This window comes from Nocardia sp. NPDC051981 (assembly GCF_040680715.1).
GTDB lineage: Bacteria > Actinomycetota > Actinomycetes > Mycobacteriales > Mycobacteriaceae > Nocardia.
This window is the reverse complement of sequence record NZ_JBFAXK010000044.1, coordinates 1-17644: the sequence shown is the minus strand read 5'-3', so window position 1 is coordinate 17644 and position 17644 is coordinate 1. Positions and strand designations below refer to the sequence as shown.

The window sequence follows — 17644 nt, the reverse complement described above, 5'->3', positions numbered from 1 at the left end:
TCAGCGGAGCTCGGAATGCTTCACGGTCCGTCCCCGCGCCAGCTCGACTGGGTACCGCTGCTCGTTCACCCGAACTTTTGCCTCCGCCGCGGCAATCAGATCGACCTGTAGCACGTCGGCGAGGCGAAGCAGGTAGATGAAGACATCGGCGATCTCCTCCTCCACGCGGGCAAATCCCTGGGGGTCGTTGGTGATTGCCGCGCTTTGCTCGGGCGTCAGCCACTGAAAGATCTCTGAAAGCTCGCCGACCTCACCGGTCAACGCCATCACGAGGTTCTTCGGCGTATGGAACTGATCCCAGTCCCGCTCGCTCGCAAAGTCCGCAATGATTGCTTGCATTCGCTTGATGACCATGCCGTCTGTGTATCAGGTCGAAGTCAGCATTGGTCAATTATGCCGACGCGCAGTAGGTGGACGACCGACCCTCGTCGCCGCAGTGGCCACTGTCCACTTCGAGCTATCCACACGTGCATCTCCTAGTCGGAGGACGTGATCGAGGTCGTCGGGACTCAGCCGGATGATGTCCGCACAGCCTGACGCGATACGGCCGCGAATCGCCTCATGCAGGGTCTTGGGTAGTTCGCTTACCTGGATCTTGTCGATCCGGCCAATCGGGACCATGTCGAAACGATCTGGATAGTAGATCCTGTTCTCAGCAACCTCGTTCGGCCAGAACGGCTTGTCGGCGTGTTCGACCTCGCCCGTTCGCTCGATGAGGGTGACCGCCACGGTAACCTGCGTCGGATCCCACCCTTGTGCAGATGGTCGTGAGACGCCGCGGCCATTTGGGTACTTCGCGTCGGCCACGATCAAACCGATGGGGAAATCGCGCGGCGTGTGCTTGCGTATCCGGCTCAGGCCCCAGCGGCGATGATCGATCGCGTACTGAACGTTAGCCCTCCCGTCCTTGCCGACGTAAGTCACCATCACATTGAAAGCCATTGCGTACCAATCGATCTCTGCACCGGCGAGGTCTTGCCGGTGAGATCATCAGTACCACGCACGCGTGGCGCCGTCATCCGGTGCTGGTCAGGATGATCGAGCAGTCCCCTCATCGGAGGCGATTCACTCTGCTGAACCGAGGAGCCCGGACAGCCGTTCCACCTCTTTCAAGTCCGAGTCGGTGACGGGGGCTGTGTGGAAGTGAGCGACCGAGTTGCGGATCTTTCGAACGGATTCGAGCAGGTTCAGGAAGATGAGCCTATCGAGTGTCGGCCGATTGAGCGCCGCCCAATTCTGATCGGCGTTGGGAGATCCATTCTTCGTCATCTCCTTGTTCGCGAGGAGGCTGATGTACTGGCCGAACTGCAGATCATCGATCTTTCCGGTCTTCCGGTTGTTGGGCTGTACATCCATGATGGCGGTAGGGTCGAGGCAAGTGCCGAGGAGCTTCCGCAGACGCAGTTCGACCTCGCCGACCATGAAGTAAGGGCGGGTGACCTCATGGAATCGCATGGACAGGTCCGCGAGGGTGATCTTGCCGCAGAGCTTGCCCATTTGGTCCCGGACCAGGACGTACCCGTGCTCGCAAATCGTCAGTAGATGCTTGTCGAACAGTCTGTCGTCCAGGCTGGCCGTGTGTCCGGCTTCCAGAGAGGCCGACAGTGGTGCGGTGCTGTGGGATTCGAGCCGACGTGCCACCGACTTCCAGGTGAGCACACCGCGCAAATGCGAGGCACCGTCGATGACCGGGAGCTGGTCGATCCCGTCGCTGCGCATGATGGAAACCGCCTGCGCAAAAGTGAAGTCGGAAGTGACCTTCTGGAATTCGCCTTGCGCCGAGGGGATATCGCGCACGAGGAACGGACGCTGCGGCATGGAGCCGATAGGGGCGTCTTCGTCGAGCTCGTCGGTCGTTTCGAGGATCGGCGTCGAATCGTCGAGATCCTTGAATTCCATTTCCTGGTTGTGCGGGCACAGGGCAAAGCTGGGTTTGGTCGTCAGATCTGCGCTACGGAGCGCCGACTCGATGACAGGAACGCACTCATAGGTTCGATACGAGTACCCGAAATAGGCGAGCAGATCTACTACGGTCTTTCTCTGGCCTGCGAACTCTGCGCGGATCTGCTCCGGGCTCGGTAGCTCATTCATGTCAGCGTTGCTCCGGCTCGCGGAAGAGGGTGCCCTTGCCCATCGCGGATCCGACCAGTGCGATGAGCTGCTTGGAGCGGTCCGCGTAGAAAGCATCGAAATTGTCGGTGTGTAGAGCGACCGGGTCCATTAGATGGGTGGCCACTATGTCGTCGAACCACTCGTCGCGCGTACCGGATTCACTGGCGAGAATCGGTAGATACGAGCTTGGTGCGCCGACTACGCTGCGGCCGGCGCGCAAGGACAACGGTGTCTTGTTGACGATGGAGTTCGCCTTGGTGGTCGGCACTCTGTTCTTGGCGCACCATGTCTTGGGGAACACCTGACGGATGTCGACTGCGTATTGCGTCAATGTCGCCGGATTCAGCGGCGCCTGGCTGTAATACCAGTCCACCGCTCCTTGCTTGGCGAGCAGAGCGTAGATTCCTTTGTACGCGGCACTGTTTCGAGTACTGAGCGTGTCGAGTCGGTCCTCGAGAAAGATGGCTTCGGTGACCGTGTCCGGAGTCGGACCGTCCGGCTGCATCCATTCGATGAGCTGTTCGACGTCGCGGGGAAGGCGGCTTTCGGTTGAACCGCTGTACATTTCGCCCAGTACACCGCACCAGTACCACCTGGCGATCCGCTCGATCACGGCCGGATCGTCGAGGCGCTCACCGACGATGGCTCGTACCGCGGCCAGCGGCAGCAGCTGGGTTTGGTAAGGCAGATCCGCATTGCGCACGATGCACTGAGCAGTGAGGAAGTCGCCCACCCACCCGAAGGCCTCGTGCAGTCGAGGGGCCAACCTGTCGAAGTCGGGTAGTGGGAGGTTGAGCAGGTCGCGACGCTTGGCGGACACCGACGCGGCAAGTCCCTTCTGCTTGCGCTCCCAGGTGTGGACGAGGGTGACGGCCTGCAGGAAGTCCGTACTGCTCAGCCCGCCATCGGGGCTTCCGCTGTCTGGGCGGGCGAACACCGGATAGGTGGCATCGAGATCCTTCTTGATCTCCCGCCATTTGTCCGGCAGTCGGTAGTAATCCCCATGTGTGCTCTCGAAGTTGCGGTCACCGGCGTAGGAGGCGGTGAGCAGTTCGAAGACGTTGAGCGGTACACCGCCGGTATTGACCCGCTCGAAGACCGCGCACACCGCGTCGTTGCTGGTGTTCGCGTTCAGCTTGATCATCGGGATGGTGAAGGTCTGGACCTTCTTGAGGACCGCGTCGTTGAATTCCGACCATAGCGACCAGTTCGCCCCGCCGAGGCTGCCGAACTTGATCATCCAATCCTGAGTCTGCTTGGTGTCGAAGACGATATTGAGCGGGAAATACCCGGCCCGGCATTCATTTTCGCGGTCGGTGAGATCGACTTCGGTGCGTGCGGGAAAAGGGCGGCGGAAGACCTTCTCGAGTGAGACGGAGATGATCGAGTCGTCTCGGTCCGCGGGTGCTGCGACGGCCTTCGCGATATCGATGTAGTACCAGCGGTATAGCTCCTTACCGCGCGTATCCGTGGTGCGCACGGGACGGTCGAGGTACAGGGCCTGAAACAGCGAGGTGAGTCGCTGCTGTCCGTCCAGAAGCAGAAGGTCCGGAGTAGCTCTGTCGTTGGTCTCGGCTCCGGTGAGCGGGCGAGCCCGGAAGGTGGACTTCCCCCCGGTTTCCAAGGTCATCACGACGCCGAGCGGGTAATCGAGCGTCACGGTGGCGATTAGTTCCCGGATGCGCTGATCGTCCCACTTCCAATCGCGTTGGAAGTCCGGCAGCTGCATCGCCCCTGACTTGATCTCCTCCAGGACGGTCTCGAGCCTCGGACTGTCGACTCCCACGGCATCCCCCTCGTTTCGGCTACTGCGATCTTCAATGCGTAATACCTGATATCACAAGCGATCTCGGATCGCACACGGTGTCGCGGGCCTACTGGTCGGTTTATCCGTGAAGCTTAGGAGGCTCGATACCAGCGGGCGGCTTCCGTCAATGTCGCCTGTGCACCATGCAGATCGGCCAGCCGTGCGGCGATGGTCGCAGATGCGAGTCGTTCCGGCAGGAGGGCGGCGAACTTGAGCCCCGCGGCGGCCCGTGGATCCACGCTCGGTAGGGTCAGGCGATCCGGGTCGACGACTTGTTTGGCGGCCCACCAGGTTTCCGGAATCGTAGTGGCGCGCAATCGGATACTGAAGTCGTTGGGGCGCTGCGCGTCATCGACGACAGCGTGGAGAGTGGCCGCGAGGGTCGCGTTGGCACGGAAACCGGCCCAGGTCCACCAGCGAATCTCCTTGTCGCCCCGAATGATCAGGGTGGCATCCGCAGCGACGGTCTCCGCCCGTTCCTGACGTAGTGCGGTGAGCGCGACGTCGGCGCGACGAGTCAGTGACACTGCCGGGTCGGTACCGAGCAGGACTGCGCGCATCGCTCGGGTCAGTTCGAACGATGATCCTCGCAGTCCGAGGCTGGACCACTTGGCGACACCGCCGCTCTCGGCAGGCTCGACGAAGAGCCGTCGGCGTTTCCAATCGATATAGGTAACCCGCCAGCTGCGCCCGGCGAGGAGCAGCAAGCGCGGGCCGGGTCGGTCATCGGTGAGGACCGAGGTGTCGGTCTGCCCGATTTCCTGTCGTCCCGCGAGCACAGTGAATTGCGGCGGCGCGGTGAAGGAGGCTGTCAGTTCCAGGAAATGTCTACGGCCGAAGCGTTTCTCGGCCTCGGGGCCGATGAAGAGCAGGCCCTGGTCATCGTCGAGAAAGCCTTGGCAGGTCAGATGATGCAGGATCGGCTCGGCGGATCGGTCGAAGGGGTGCAGGCCATTCCATTCCCGCGACCAGATTCGATCACCGAGGGTGCCGTGCTGCAGGGTGACCGCGAGCAACTGCTGCGCCACCAAATGGCGAGGTTCCGGGGGAGCGGTGACGGGCTCCACCCAGCCATGACTCCACAACAGCAACAGCCCGGCGGCTTGCAGCAGCGCGTCGTCGCTAGTGGCCAGGAACAAACAGTTGCGGATGCTACCCGTGCGCCGACCGGTGCGGCCGATGCGCTGCAGGAAAGATGCCACGGTGCCCGGTGAATCGATCTGGATCACCCGATCCAGATCACCCACATCGATACCGAGTTCGAGTGTCGACGTCGAAACGATAACGCAGTCACGAGCTTCGGCGAAGGCCTGTTCGGCCCGCGCTCTTTCGGAAGCCGACAATGAGGCATGCGAGAGGAAGACGGTGATCTCGCGGGTACGAAGGGCCGCACCGAGTTCCTCGACCTGGCGGCGCGAATCGCAGAAGACGAGTCGTTTTTCGCCGCGATGCAGGGCCGCGATCACTTTGGCGGCGTTCTCCAGCGAACCGACGTAGTCGAGTTCTACCTGGCCGGGCGGCGGAACGAGCGCTCCGCTGTCGGCGGAAGTCAGCTTGGTGACAATCGATTCGGGGGGAGTCGACTTCTCGTCGGCCATGATCGTCAGGTCCGGTGCGACCACCGAACCTGGCCGTTCGTCGCGTCCCGAACCTTGCAACCACCTCAACAGGTCGTGGGGATTGCCGACAGTGGCGGACAGTCCGACGCGTTGGATCGGTTGCCCGGTTACCCGCTGCAGTCGTTCCAGCACCGCGAGCAGGTGCCAGCCGCGGTCGTCGCCGGCGAAGGCGTGTACCTCATCGACGACAACGGTGCGGATAGCTCCGAGTAGCTCATCGTGATCGGTCTTGACTCCGATCAGCATGGCCTCCAACGATTCCGGTGTGGTGAGCAGGATGTCGGGTGGTTCGCGCCGGATCCTGTTGCGCTGCGAATCGGCGACATCCCCATGCCAGAGGGCGGCTCGGCGCCCCAGCCACTGGGCATAACTGTCGATACGAGTGACAAGGTTGTTCAGCAGTGCCTTCAGCGGGCATAGATACAGCACCGAGACTCCGCGCCAGTCGTTGCGAGTCATGGCCGACAGCAATGGGAAACATGCGGCCTCGGTCTTGCCGCCCGCGGTGGGCGCCAGCAGTATCGCGTCGTCGCCGCGGAGCAGCGGATCGATGGCGGCCTTCTGCAACGGACGCAGATCAGGCCAGCCGAGAGTATTGACAATGTGGTGCACCACAACTGGATCGAGCTGCTCGATGGGATCGGCCGACGCCGCAGCTCGGTCGTTCACAGGTCGAGGTCGATGTCGTCGGCGCTGACCAGATTGCGCTCGGTATCGGTCAACTCGGTCGAGCCTACAGTGAGCCGATAGTGCTGGCGCGGATCGAAATCGGGGAACTGGTCGATCCGGTCGAGCACGTCGCCGACCAACTTCTTCAGGAAGAGTCGAGGAGCGACTCCCACCTTGCCGCCGAGCGATCCGGTGACGGCCTTCGCGAGATCCGCGATATATGGGTCATCGGCAACCGTCGTGATCCGGTCGGGGTCCGTGGCGCCCGTCGCATACAAATCCCGGATCGTGATCCCGAGCGAGGTGAGGGAATCGAGGGTGAACCCGGGCAGCCGCAGCTGCACGGCGCGGGCATTGTCGAACCGCGGATCGGTCGTGAAGTCGGTTGCCAGGCGCTGAGCGAGGGGAGCGAGTCGCTGTACGCCCTGCTGACCGTCATAGAAGGCAGGCGTTCCGGTGATCAGCAGATACAGCCCGGGGAACCGGCCCGAGTAGACCTCGTCAATAAGCTGGCGCAGCGCGTTGAGGGCTTTGTCACGGGCGTCGGAGCGAACGCGCTGCAGCGTCTCCACCTCGTCGAGAACAACGAGCAGTCCGCGATGACCGCTGTCGCGCAGGACGGTCAGCAGTCCCTGCAGAAAACCGAACGCACCGAAGTGATCGAGATCGCCACGCACGCCCGCCGCCCGCCGTGCCGACGCCGCCACATTGGGCTGGCCCCCGAGCCATGCCAGCACTGCCGCCGCGGTGGCCTCGTCGCCGTGTATCGCCGCGGTGCGATAGCCGCGCAGGGCTGTGGCGAAAGCCGGTGCATGTCTGGAAACCTCGGCCAGCCGAGCCGTCATCAGCTCGTCCACCGCCGGGGCCAGGTCGTCCTCCGGCGCACCGGCCGCGAGTGCGTCCTCTTCCAACGCGTAGAACCAGGCGTCGACCACCGGCCGCAGTGCGCTGGGCGGAAAGCTCGATGTCGTCAGCCGTTCGGTGAGCCGACGGTACACGGTCTCCAACTTGTGTAGCGGTGTCTCGGTCTCGGAGATCTGCACCTCGGCGACCGCGAAGTTGCGGCGCTTCGCGCGCTCTGCGAGCCACCGGGCGAAGAACGTCTTACCCGAGCCGTACTCACCGCGCACCGCTTTGAATACCGCGCCGCCGGACGCAGCGGCATCGAGTTCGGAGTCCAGCGCGCTCTCGAACCGTTCGAGCCCGGTCGCGAGCAGGTCGAGACCGCTGTCGGGCACTGCTCCCCGCCGCAGCGCGTCGATCACGGCGCGTCGGCGGACCGCACTGACAGGCACTGGTTGCACGCTACTCACGAGCCCCAGTTTCGCATGAGGCCGGACATATCCCGTGCTCCTGTGGGTTCTTCGGGGGAGCCGCTCGGCCTCGCCGGGTGCGATGAGACACCGGCGAGGCCGAACAACACTGTGTCGGAGCTACTTCAGATTGAACTGGGCGCGCAGCAACGAGACATGCAGCCGTAGGGTGCGGCCGTCCGCGAGAGTCTCCAGGACCTGGGCGCCGTCGACATTGAGCAGCTGACCGAGCACGGCGGCGAACCCGGCGGCGCGGGTCGGAGGGTCGCCGACCCGCTGAGCGAGTGCCGTGATTGGCTGAGGCCCGTTGAGCAGAGCTCGGATTGCCTTCTCCAGCTTGGTGATCACGGGTTTGCGCGCCAGCTGGTCGAGTTGCGCCTCGAAAGTTTCCGAGGCGAGCAGTCTGGTGACGAGGTCGTCGGCCGGACTGCTGTCGACCAGTGACAGTTCCGGGGCAGGTGTGCTCGGGGCCGGGATGTCCAACGCCATCTGGTTGTCGACCACCTGGGTCGCCTTGCCTTTGATCTTCTTGACGACCTGGTCCGGAGCCTTGGGCGCGATCTCCGCGACGAAGGTATCGGTGTCGTCCTTCCACCAGGCGGGCCGCTGGTCGCCGAGTTCACGCCAGCCCTTCGGCGGTGTGGCACCGAAGGGCAGGAATGCCAGCACCGGGATGGTCATCTCGGCCAGGGACGCGCCGCCGTGATACCCGGCCTTCTGCGTGGTGTACCGAGAGTCGGTGTCCCACAACGCGATAATCGACGCGTCGGTTTCCGGCCACACCACTCGCGGTCCGTGCAAGGCGATCTCGGTGTCGGCAAGGCGATCGTGCTCCGGCGCCGGGAGGCGATGCCGGGCGGACTGGATTCCGGTCGCGTCGACCTTGTCCCCGTGCCGGTCGATGACATGACCGTGGTCGCTGGTGATGAGTACGACCATGCCCTGTCCGGCCGCAGCGCCCAGCAGTGCGCGCAGGTCGCCGATTTCGCGCAGCTGCCAGTCGGGATCGCCCAGCTTCTGTTCCTTGCCGAGCCGGTCGTCGATGGTGTTGAGCACTACGGCGATATGGCACTGCGGATCGGCGAGCGCGGCGTGCACGTCCTTGCCGAACTGGTCTCCGGTCTCGCTGCGCAGGTCGTTCTTGTGGAAGATGGCGGCCCGCTTCGCGCCCCAGAACTTGTGCTGCGGGAAGAGGCGCTGCTCGTCCTTCTGATCGCCCTTCATCAGGGTGCCGGCGAACAAGGAGGTGCGCGACACCGCGGTGAGACTGGGCAGCGCCGCGGCCATGGCACGCCGGTGGGCGACATCACCATCGGGCAGCGGGTTGTACTCGGCGAAGCTGGCGCGCAGCTGTCCCGCCAGTTCCGTTGCGATCGCAGCGCTCAAGCCGTCGATCACCAGCAGCAGCACCCGGCTGTCCGCAGGAGCGACGGCGACGGGACGGACCACTCGATGCAGGAAGGACTCGACGGTCAGCATCGAACCGGGATCGGTTCCCGACTCTGTCCAGACGGCAAGGGTTTTGGCGAACTCGCGATCGAATTCGCGGCGCAAGGCACGTGCCTGATCACCGAGGGTCTGGTAGGCGATACGCAGCGCCGCATCATCGTCGCCGCCCGCTTCGATGTAGTCCAGCGCTCGGTCCGCCCAGGCGGTATCCCGCATCTGGCGATCGAGGGAAGCCGCGACCGTGTCGGTGGTCGGGTCCGGTGTGCTGTGCAGCCATCGCGAAAGTCGCTGCGCCATCCGAACCCGGCGGATTCGGATCTGATGGTCTGGGGCGAGTGCATGTGTGCGGAGGTCTTTCACGGCCGCGTCGATTTCCGAGGACCGGCCGCGGCCCAGGGCATGCCCGGCCGCGGTGAAACGTGCCGTCAGGCCCGCGGTGAGCAGCGGGCTTCTGATCGCCGCGTCCACCGCACCGAATTGCCGGACGAGCAGATCCGCCTGTGCGAGAACGGTATCGGAGGCTTTCCGTGCCGCGCGTGCCGCTTCATCGGGCTCCTCGTGTGGATCGTCACCAGCACGAGCTTTGACCAGCAGGTCCTCGACGTACTCCTCGCAGCGGTGGCCGAACGAGGCCAAGTCCTTGTCCAACGCGTCGCCGTGTGCGGGCGGCTGGTCACCGAGCCAGCGTTCCACCCGGCCGCGCGCCTGGTACACCTCGTTACTCGGCTTCGCATGCCGCCACAGTGCCGCGCACAGCACCCCGTACGCGACAGCCTCCGCGCCGTGCCCGGCATTCGTCAGGGCTACCAGCACCCGGCCGGTTGGACCGGATTGCTCCTCATCGCTGAGGAACTCGGCGAGGCCGTGCCGTTCGGGCGCACGCAGGTCCGCCAGCAGCTGGGGACCACCGGGCTGCTGTGACCAGCCGAGCAGGGTGTTCGGATCGATCCGGTCGCCGATCGGACCGAGCCGCAGGCGGCGCCCCGCGAGCGCCGCGAGAGCCGCGGTCCGGGAGAGTACCCCGCCGGCCAGTGCGGCCGGCCAGCGCTGCGCCCCCGCGGCGTCCAGTAGCGCCTCGCAGGCCCAGTCCTCGCGCTTCAGGCGCGGGTCGATGTCCTTGGCGCCGAAGGTTTCTCGCACGATGTCCCACCGGTCGACGGTGTGCACTCGCCCCCGATGGGTGCGGGCCAGAATGGCGGGATCGAGGTCGTGGCCCTCCACGTCGGTGAGCACCACCAGCACGCGGGGATCGGGTTCGATCTCGCGCGCGTGGGCCAGCACGGTTTCGTGGACCGCCAGCGGGGAGGGCGCCACGACCACACGAGCGCGACGGCCGTCGGGCAGCGACACCACGGAATCCGCATCCCACACCGGTTCGCCGCGCAGGAGCAGGGTCACCGGGGTACCGGGCCCGGCGAGATCTGCCGCCAATTGCTTGTGCGACGAGAGGTATTGGGCGACTGCTGTTTTCGACAGCCGCAGCGCGGACGTCACGGAGGTCTGCGTCATTCCCCCACGACTTTCCAGCTGATTTCGATCTCGACGCCGGGCTCCAGGGCAGCAAGCTCGGCGACTTCGGCGCTGAAGTCCCGGACGGCGGCGGCAGCGGTGGTCTTGCGAATTCCGGACCGGCGGCTAGGCCCACCCTTCTTGGCCGGGCCGGGTTGGATGATCGGCGGCACGCTGGTCTCGGTGTCGAGTTTCACGTTGTCGGCAGTGCCAACGACCGGCTCGACGGGTGCTGGTGGAGGGGTGGGCTGTGGTGTCTTCTGTTCTCGCAGCTTGCGCGTCAACAGCTCGGTGACCTTGGTATTGGTGCTGCGCAAGGCATCGACGAGATCGGCGGATCGCTGATCGGCCTGTGCGGACGTCCGCAGCGAACCCAGTATCGCTGCCCCTTCCGCGCCGAGGTATTGAGCCTGCGCGAGGTTGTCCCAGGCGGCGTGTGTGAGCGCCGCGATGACCTTGTCCGCCGACTTGATCGAGGTCGCGTAGCGTCCAGGGTCGATGCCCACCAGATCGAAGCGCGCGAAAGCTTCGATGGTTTTCTTGGCCCCCGCGGCCCCGCCGCCGCTGGTCGCCATGGTGGTCAGCAGATCGGTCGCCCGACGGGCGAGGGGCAGCCGGTTCTTCGGGTCGGTGTCGTCGAGGCCGAGGAATTCGGCATGCTGCTCCAGCTGCTCGACCAGACGGACCGCCGGATCCTGGTACTTGCTTGCGGCACCGGTGATCTGCCGGGCGAACTGCTGAACCAGGCTGCCCCGGCGCAGTGTCGGGACGCTCTCTCCGAAGACCGTCTGGAACCTTTCGCGCGCGGCTTCCCAGTCCGCTTCGCTGGGCAGCGGCTGGGTACGCAGCGCGTCACCGGCCTGGATCTTGGTCAGATCGGGGGTATCGATCGGCACGCCGCCGCGCACCCAGACCCGGTCATCCATTTCCGCGAAGGAGGCGATGACAAGGTTCGTGATATGCCGTTCCAGTCCGCGCTTGTGTGGCAGGTCTGTCCAGTCCTCGAGCAGAATCACCGAAAGATCGCCTGTCTCACCGCGGTTCTGGGCGGTCATGCGGAAGTGATCGGCCCAGCGGCGCGACAGCTCGAAGTAAGCCTCCTTCTGCTGTCCGAGGCCGAGCGGCTCAGCCACCCGACGCATCAGCTCGCGGTCCTTCGAAGGCACCTCGACCCTCCCGTCTCGGGCTTCCGCGGCTGAACGCACGTGTGTGAGAACGGCTCTCGCATCGGCCGGCCGAACGGCGACATCCGGTTGATCCGGGTTCAGGTGCGGATGCTCGGGGAGCTCGTACGCGAGCAGTTTGCCCGCGATATTGCGCAGGGCAGCGGGCATGGCCTGGCCGATCGGCACGGTCAGCCCGTCGACTTCCGGAAGAGGATAGAAGTGCCGCTCGAGGTCGCCGGTGACATCGGTCGGCTTCTTCTCGGCCAGGCCGTAGGCCTGCTTGAAGGCGGCGAGCACCTGCTTGCGCAGGGTGTCCTTCTGCGACTCGAGCAGTTGCCTGGCGCTTGCCCGGTTATCCGGATTGAGGTGCTGGGCGTACTGCGTGTCGAAACGGTGCGGGTCGGCGAGCGCCTTGGTCACAACGAGCAGGCGGCGGAAGTCTTCCCAGCGCGGCTTGGCCAGATGTGTGGGCAGCCAGGCAATGGTGTGAGGATGGTTGCCGCCCTGCTGTTCCCGGAGTCGGCGGATCCGGTCGACATCGTCGACCGGGGTGTGGTTTCCCTCGTCGTAGGGCAGGTCGACGACGATCCGCCAGCGACCCTCGATCGCCGGCTGCAAGTCGTGATTCGGCAGGTTCTCCTCGTCGGAGACATTGCCGAAGATGACCTCGACGACCCGGTTCGAGCCACGCCACACGAAACGCAGCTCATCGGCATCGAATCGGCCGTTGGCGCGCTCCAGGCCGAATTCGTCGGCGAGCAGGTCGCGGGCCAATGCGGCCCGGTTCGCCGGGTTGTCGTTGACCTGAGCGTTGGCGATCACCGACTCCACATCGACACCGGAGAGTTCCAGGCGTACACCGGGATTCATATCGGTGCCGGTGGGCTTGATCTCCGGGAAGCGGGAGGCCCACTCGTCGACCTTCGCCTTGATCACGCCTTCTTCGCGGCCAGGGATCATGGTGGTGATCGAGCCGTGGTTGAGCGCACCGAGTCGTCGAATCGTTAAGTCCCGCAGGGAGGGAACACTCGGTGCGAGAGCGGCCAACAGCAGCGTCGAGATCAGGCGGTTCTCGCCGACGAACTGTTTGCACCGGCCCGCGAGCTGGGGATCGCCCATCTTCTCGGGCCGATGCAGATATGCCTCGACGTCGTCCTCGGTGACCTCGTTGGAACTGAGCAGGTAGGGACGCAGCCGGGTCTTGTACAGCTTGTCGGCGGCGTCGAAGATCACCTTCTTGTCCGAGACGAACGGCCGGTCACCACCGCGGGTTAGTTGTTCGTAGAGGTCCCCGAGGGGGACGAGGTCGCCGAGGCGGAGGTCGTCGCGGTGATCGGCCAGCAGCTGCCCCATGAGCTTGAGACCGGTGCGCGAACGTTGCAGCGCAGCCGAGATGTGCACAAGCGTGTCGAGGAAGGCGGGGGAGAACGGATAGCTCAACCGGAACGATGCTTCGTCTGCGCCGGTAGTGCTCTCGTCCGAGCCAAGCAGGGTGTCCCACACCTTGGGCCCGAGCTTCTTGGTCTTCTCGAAGGCTTCGTCGAGCTTCCCGCTCGCCGTTGCGTCCTTCGGCTTCAACAACCGAGCGTGCGCGATCTGCGGCAGGTTGCGGTCCTCGAGGCTGATCAGTTCGAATCGGCCGGACGCATAGTTGAGCGCGTCCTGGATCGCCGCTTCGGCCGCGCCGGCCAGCTCCTCACCGACCAGCTCGCGTAGATCGCGCTGGCGAGCGATGAACGACACGATCGGGATGGCGCGGCGCGCGTCACCGCCCTCCTTGAAGTTGACGATCTTGTTGGCTTCGCGCAGCGCCAGCTTCTCGTCCGAGAGCAGGCTCGCCAGCCACAGCACCAGCTCGTCCAGGAACAGGATGATGCCGTCATAGCCGAGCGACTTGGCATGCGCGGCAATGACACTCAATCCGGCGTCGAGGGAGATGAAGCCGTTCTCGTCCTCGGCGGCATACTGAGTGAACCCGGGCAGCAGGGTGGTTCCCGCGTCATGCACCAGTTTGGCCCGCAGCTCACGCGGTGTGGTCGGGTTGACCAGGTTCAGTCCGCTGGCATCCTGTGCCTCATCTGCAGTGAGTGCGGTCTCGAGCTTCTCGGTCGTCCAGAACGCGCCCGAATCACCCCACTCGTCGTCCGCATCCGCGGCGTAGTCACGATTGAGAGCGGAGAGGAACTGCTCCTCACCCATGGTGATTCGCAGCTGCCGCAGGTTGGTGAAGAGCGCATCCGTGCGGTACACCGGCGGAATCGTCGCCTCCGGGTGAAGCTTTCGCACGAAGTCGACATAGCCGCCCAGGACCCGCTGTTCCATCGCCTTGGCGTCGATCATGTGATACGGCACCATCAGGAACTTCTTGTTCTCCGACAGCAGCCAGTCGTGCTTGGTCAGCAGTGGATCGAACTCGGTGCGGTCCCGCGCCGCCGGGACGCCCGACAACAGGGCGTACAGCACCGCCATGAAGTGCGACTTACCGGAACCGAACGAGCCGTGCAGGAACGCGGGCTTGGAGGTGTTCCCATCCAACGCCGATTTGATCAGCGACAGCGCCTCATCGAAGTTGCCGAGCAACCGTTCGGTCAGCACATAATCCTGGACCGCCTTGCCGGAGCCTTCCGGGGTCACGGCGTCTGCGAGGGTGAGCACGAAGTCTGACCCGGCGACATGCTCCTTGATGTCGATGAGATCCCGCAGTAGCGGACGCTGATCCATCACCTATCCCCTCCCGCCGTATGGCAGCGCAGTGTGCTTCGTGCTTCGATCGTGGTCTTGTCGCGGTGGCGCGACACGCAGTGGCAACATTATCGTGCCGACCGCATCGGCCGGCAGGATGCGCCGCTGTCCGGGGTTACCTCACCGACCGGGCGGTGAGAGTGTCGTCTGGGCGTTCAGAGCGCCGAGTCCGCGAATCCAATCGGCGTTCTCACCATCGATTACTAGTCCTCTTCGGATCGGAGAGGCGTGGATACCGTGATCCGGTCCAGGGCGGGGAGCTGGCACCGGTCCTCCGGGCTCCGGCCCACACTGCGTTGCGACATCTCCGACTACGTGGAAGATGCTGTCCCCGAGCAACTTCGGGCGTACAGAGGCTAATCTGGCACAGGTGGAAGTCGAGATCTATACCGACGGTGCGTGTAGTCCGAATCCAGGGCCGGGTGGGTGGGGTGCTGTGCTGCGGTTCGGTAGGCACGAGCGGGACATCTACGGTGGGGATCCGGGGCCTACCACCAACAACCGGATGGAGTTGACCGCGCCGATCGAGGCGCTGGAGCGGCTCACCCGCGACTCGAAGGTCCGGATCTATACCGACAGCACATATGTCCGCGACGGTATCACCTCGTGGGTGCTCAAGTGGCAGGCCAACGGCTGGCTGACCTCGAAGAAGGAGCCGGTAAAGAACGCCGACCTCTGGCAGCGACTCGTGGCGGCCTGTGCGCCGCACGAGGTCGAGTGGGAATGGGTGAAAGGGCATGCCGGACACCCGGAGAACGAGCGGGCAGACCAGCTCGCCGTCCGCGGTGCGCGTGAGGCCGGCGCCGTCGAGGAGCAGCCCGGCAACCGCGTCCGGAGGGATCGCGCCGCCCGGACGCCCGCTCAGGCGACCGGTGGTCGGTGCCGAGCCACCACCAAAACAGGTGCCGCTTGTCCCACGAACGCGGGAGCGTCCGGGTTATGCCATATTCACGATCCGGCACTTCAGTGTGGAGCGAGGACTGCGAAGGGCCGCCCCTGCGGTATAGCCACCGGAGGGGGCCGGTGCACGACGCATCGGGGAATGGAACGGATGCCGGAGGTCGAGACACAGCCGGACCTCGGCTTGTTGGATTTCTGAGCATCCGGGTCGTTTGGTCGCGGCGAGGATCTGTGACACGCGATCCAGTGGGTCACGCCGCTTAGCGCTTGTCGCGCCTCGGATGTGACCTCGAGGATGCAGGTCAGTGCACTAGACCGAGCGACTGATAGCGCGGCTGGCAAGGGTTGGCGACCGACAAGCGAACACATCCGACCGAACGGCCGGTGTGCACGGATGCTGTTGCAGCCCAGAGGTTCAGGCGAATCGTTTGGCCTTTGTGGCGAGCGCGGCTCGGCCCCGTGAACTGATCCGCCAGCGTCCACGGGGGTTGCTGGAGATGATGAGGCCGCGGGACCTCAGTTGCGCGAGTGCGTTGCGGGTGCGCCAGCTGGTCAGAGCCGAAGCCTGCTGGACTTGGATGGTGGTGAGCGTCCGGTCGGGATGCAGGGCGGTGAGGACTGCGATTTCGGCGGCGGTCATGGGGTTAGCTCCAGAAGTCGGACGGAATGTCGTGTGTGCTTGGTGGTCTGGGGATCGCGGGTGCGGTGGCGGCCGGTGGTGTGGCCGGGCGGGAGCCGGAGGTCGAGGTGGCCGCCGTGGGTGAGTCGCAGGTGCAGGGTGTGCGGGTGGTCGGTGTGGCTGTCGCGGTAGAACCCCCAGCAGGACCAGAGGATGACGGCACTGCACAGTGCCAGGATCGACAGCAGCGCCCACATGTCCCAGGACATGACGTCCTCCTTCCGTTGTCGGGTGTGGATTTCGTACGTGGGTAGTTGTGTTTGGGTTCGCCCGGATCCGTTCGGGTCTCGGCGTCGTGGGTGGTCGGACCGGGCGTAGCTCCATGGCACATCACGCCCGCAGTTTCGGGACGGCTGCGCCTGCGTGCGCAGAAAACCTGTGCGTTTCCCCTGCGCGCCACCCACTTCCGGCGCACAATTGATTCGGGTTTCGGAGAATCGGCACCAGGAGATGGTTATGTCGAAGCGCTCCACCAATCTGCCGCGCCGCCAACTTGGCCGGTACCTGCGTGAACTGCGCCAGCAGTGCGGACTGTCGATCGTGCAGGCAGCCCGTCTGGCTGAATGCGGGTCGGGCAGCCTGCAACGGCTGGAGACCGGTGCCACCGGACGCATCCAGCTGCACGACCTCGAGCAGCTGTGCCGGATCTACGATGCGCCCGAGTATCTGGAGCCGCTGAAAGGCCTTGCCCAGCAGGCGAATGTGAAATCCTGGTGGCACGAGTATGGGGACCTGATTCCGGCCGGATTCAACGTGTACGTCGGGCTGGAATCGGCCGCCGATCAACTCACCATCTACCGGCCCGATATGGTCTCAGGACTGTTCCAGACCCCGGACTACGCCCGCGCGCTCGATCGCACCTACTTCTCGCAAGAGCCGCCCGACGAAGTGGAACGCCGTGTGCAACTGCGGATTCGACGGCAGTCCCTGATCATGCGGAAACGGAAACCGGCGACGGCGCGACTGGTAATCGACGAGGGCGCGTTGCGGCGGGTGGTCGGCGGGCCGAGGGTCATGGCCGGGCAGTTGCGGCACATGGCCGACATGCCGCCGAACGTGACCGTCCAGGTTCTGTCTGCCGCAGCGGGGTTCCCATTGGGAATATCGCCGGGGCCGTTCACGATCCTCGACTTCGCGACTGACCATTACAACGAGCCGACGGTCGTGTACGTGGAGAGCTACACCGGTGCCATGTACTTCGAGTTGCAGGGAACGGTTGACCAGTATCGGGCCGCATTCGGCACGATCCAACGGGTAGCGTTGAACGAAGCGGACAGCAGGAACCTGCTGCGGCGACTGGCGAAGGAGTACTCAGCGTGAAAAGCGATCTGGCTCAAGCCGAATGGTTCAAGAGCAGCAGGAGTGCGGGAGGGCAGGACTGCGTGGAGATCGCGTTCCTGGGCGGCGGCGATGTCGGGGTCCGAGACTCCAAGAACCGCCTCGGACCTGCGCTGGTGTTCTCGGCCGGCGAGTGGGACCGTTTCCTGTCCAGCGGTGTTTGGAAGCGTTGACCGGCACTACGGATCGTGAGCTCAGGGGTAGCGCCACCGCCACAGCCGACAGTGCCACCCCCGAACCACACTCTGGACCGCCCCGGCTTTGGATGAGACCGAACTACCGATTCTTGTGCTTCATGCTGCCGTCAGTTGCTGACCGCGGCCTTCCCAGAAGACCCGCTC

General features: G+C 64.7%; 12 protein-coding genes and 1 pseudogene. 3 read left to right on the top strand and 10 right to left on the bottom strand.

Annotation, left to right across the window (positions count from 1 at the left end; translation table 11 throughout):
* The 8 genes from AB0L60_RS40655 to AB0L60_RS40620 form a co-directional block, all read right to left on the bottom strand.
* Positions 1–354 (bottom strand): nucleotide pyrophosphohydrolase, encoded by a 354-nt coding sequence (locus tag AB0L60_RS40655; protein ID WP_364625663.1) that lies wholly within the window; start codon positions 352–354, stop codon positions 1–3.
* A 33-nt stretch (positions 355–387) separates the two neighbouring features.
* A complete protein-coding gene (locus AB0L60_RS40650) occupies positions 388–942 on the bottom strand; it encodes a hypothetical protein (RefSeq protein WP_364625660.1) in 555 nt (184 codons plus the stop codon).
* Positions 943–1065: 123 nt separating this feature from the next.
* On the bottom strand, positions 1066–2091 hold the full coding sequence (locus AB0L60_RS40645) for a CBS domain-containing protein (protein ID WP_364625657.1): 1026 nt from the start codon (positions 2089–2091) through the stop codon (positions 1066–1068).
* 1 nt (position 2092) lies between these two features.
* Positions 2093–3898, bottom strand: a complete 1806-nt coding sequence (locus AB0L60_RS40640; RefSeq protein WP_364625654.1) for a DUF262 domain-containing protein — start codon at positions 3896–3898, stop codon at positions 2093–2095.
* A 113-nt stretch (positions 3899–4011) separates the two neighbouring features.
* The gene (locus AB0L60_RS40635; RefSeq protein WP_364625651.1) at positions 4012–6207 is read right to left on the bottom strand and encodes a DEAD/DEAH box helicase; all 2196 of its coding nucleotides are present in this window, start codon (positions 6205–6207) and stop codon (positions 4012–4014) included.
* A complete protein-coding gene (brxD, locus tag AB0L60_RS40630) occupies positions 6204–7511 on the bottom strand; it encodes a BREX system ATP-binding protein BrxD (RefSeq protein WP_364625702.1) in 1308 nt (435 codons plus the stop codon). Before brxD ends, AB0L60_RS40635 begins: the two co-directional genes overlap by 4 nt.
* A 129-nt stretch (positions 7512–7640) precedes the next feature.
* Positions 7641–10478 carry a BREX-2 system phosphatase PglZ gene (pglZ, locus tag AB0L60_RS40625; RefSeq protein ID WP_364625648.1) on the bottom strand — a complete coding sequence of 946 codons (2838 nt, stop codon included), beginning with the start codon at positions 10476–10478 and terminating at the stop codon, positions 7641–7643.
* Positions 10475–14365 carry a phage resistance protein gene (locus AB0L60_RS40620; protein WP_364625645.1) on the bottom strand — a complete coding sequence of 1297 codons (3891 nt, stop codon included), beginning with the start codon at positions 14363–14365 and terminating at the stop codon, positions 10475–10477. Before AB0L60_RS40620 ends, pglZ begins: the two co-directional genes overlap by 4 nt.
* Positions 14366–14747: 382 nt before the next feature.
* Between AB0L60_RS40620 and rnhA the strand changes: the two are divergent.
* Positions 14748–15185, top strand: a pseudogene (rnhA, locus tag AB0L60_RS40615) (ribonuclease HI); the annotation flags it as partial.
* A 516-nt stretch (positions 15186–15701) separates the two neighbouring features.
* Here rnhA and AB0L60_RS40610 read toward each other — a convergent pair.
* Positions 15702–15926 carry a hypothetical protein gene (locus AB0L60_RS40610; protein WP_364625643.1) on the bottom strand — a complete coding sequence of 75 codons (225 nt, stop codon included), beginning with the start codon at positions 15924–15926 and terminating at the stop codon, positions 15702–15704.
* A complete protein-coding gene (locus tag AB0L60_RS40605; protein ID WP_364625640.1) occupies positions 15923–16174 on the bottom strand; it encodes a hypothetical protein in 252 nt (83 codons plus the stop codon). Before AB0L60_RS40605 ends, AB0L60_RS40610 begins: the two co-directional genes overlap by 4 nt.
* A gap of 247 nt (positions 16175–16421) precedes the next feature.
* Here AB0L60_RS40605 and AB0L60_RS40600 point away from each other — a divergent pair, with 247 nt between their 5' ends.
* Both AB0L60_RS40600 and AB0L60_RS40595 read left to right on the top strand, forming a co-directional pair.
* Complete coding sequence (locus tag AB0L60_RS40600) at positions 16422–17285, top strand: helix-turn-helix transcriptional regulator (protein WP_364625637.1); 864 nt, start codon at positions 16422–16424, stop codon at positions 17283–17285.
* A complete protein-coding gene (locus tag AB0L60_RS40595) occupies positions 17282–17476 on the top strand; it encodes a DUF397 domain-containing protein (protein ID WP_364625634.1) in 195 nt (64 codons plus the stop codon). The genes AB0L60_RS40600 and AB0L60_RS40595 overlap by 4 nt, the downstream gene beginning before the upstream one ends.
* Positions 17477–17644: the final 168 nt, after the last annotated feature.

What these genes read in the sequence shown, in the direction of transcription:
- AB0L60_RS40610 (WP_364625643.1), bottom strand. Translation starts at nt 15,926, where the DNA reads ATGACCGCCGCCGAAATCGCAGTCCTCACCGCCCTGCATCCCGACCGG.
- pglZ (WP_364625648.1), bottom strand. Translation starts at nt 10,478, where the DNA reads ATGACGCAGACCTCCGTGACGTCCGCGCTGCGGCTGTCGAAAACAGCA.
- AB0L60_RS40655 (WP_364625663.1), bottom strand. Translation starts at nt 354, where the DNA reads ATGGTCATCAAGCGAATGCAAGCAATCATTGCGGACTTTGCGAGCGAG.
- AB0L60_RS40650 (WP_364625660.1), bottom strand. Translation starts at nt 942, where the DNA reads ATGGCTTTCAATGTGATGGTGACTTACGTCGGCAAGGACGGGAGGGCT.
- AB0L60_RS40620 (WP_364625645.1), bottom strand. Translation starts at nt 14,365, where the DNA reads ATGGATCAGCGTCCGCTACTGCGGGATCTCATCGACATCAAGGAGCAT.
- AB0L60_RS40600 (WP_364625637.1), top strand. Translation starts at nt 16,422, where the DNA reads ATGTCGAAGCGCTCCACCAATCTGCCGCGCCGCCAACTTGGCCGGTAC.
- AB0L60_RS40605 (WP_364625640.1), bottom strand. Translation starts at nt 16,174, where the DNA reads ATGTCCTGGGACATGTGGGCGCTGCTGTCGATCCTGGCACTGTGCAGT.
- AB0L60_RS40645 (WP_364625657.1), bottom strand. Translation starts at nt 2,091, where the DNA reads ATGAATGAGCTACCGAGCCCGGAGCAGATCCGCGCAGAGTTCGCAGGC.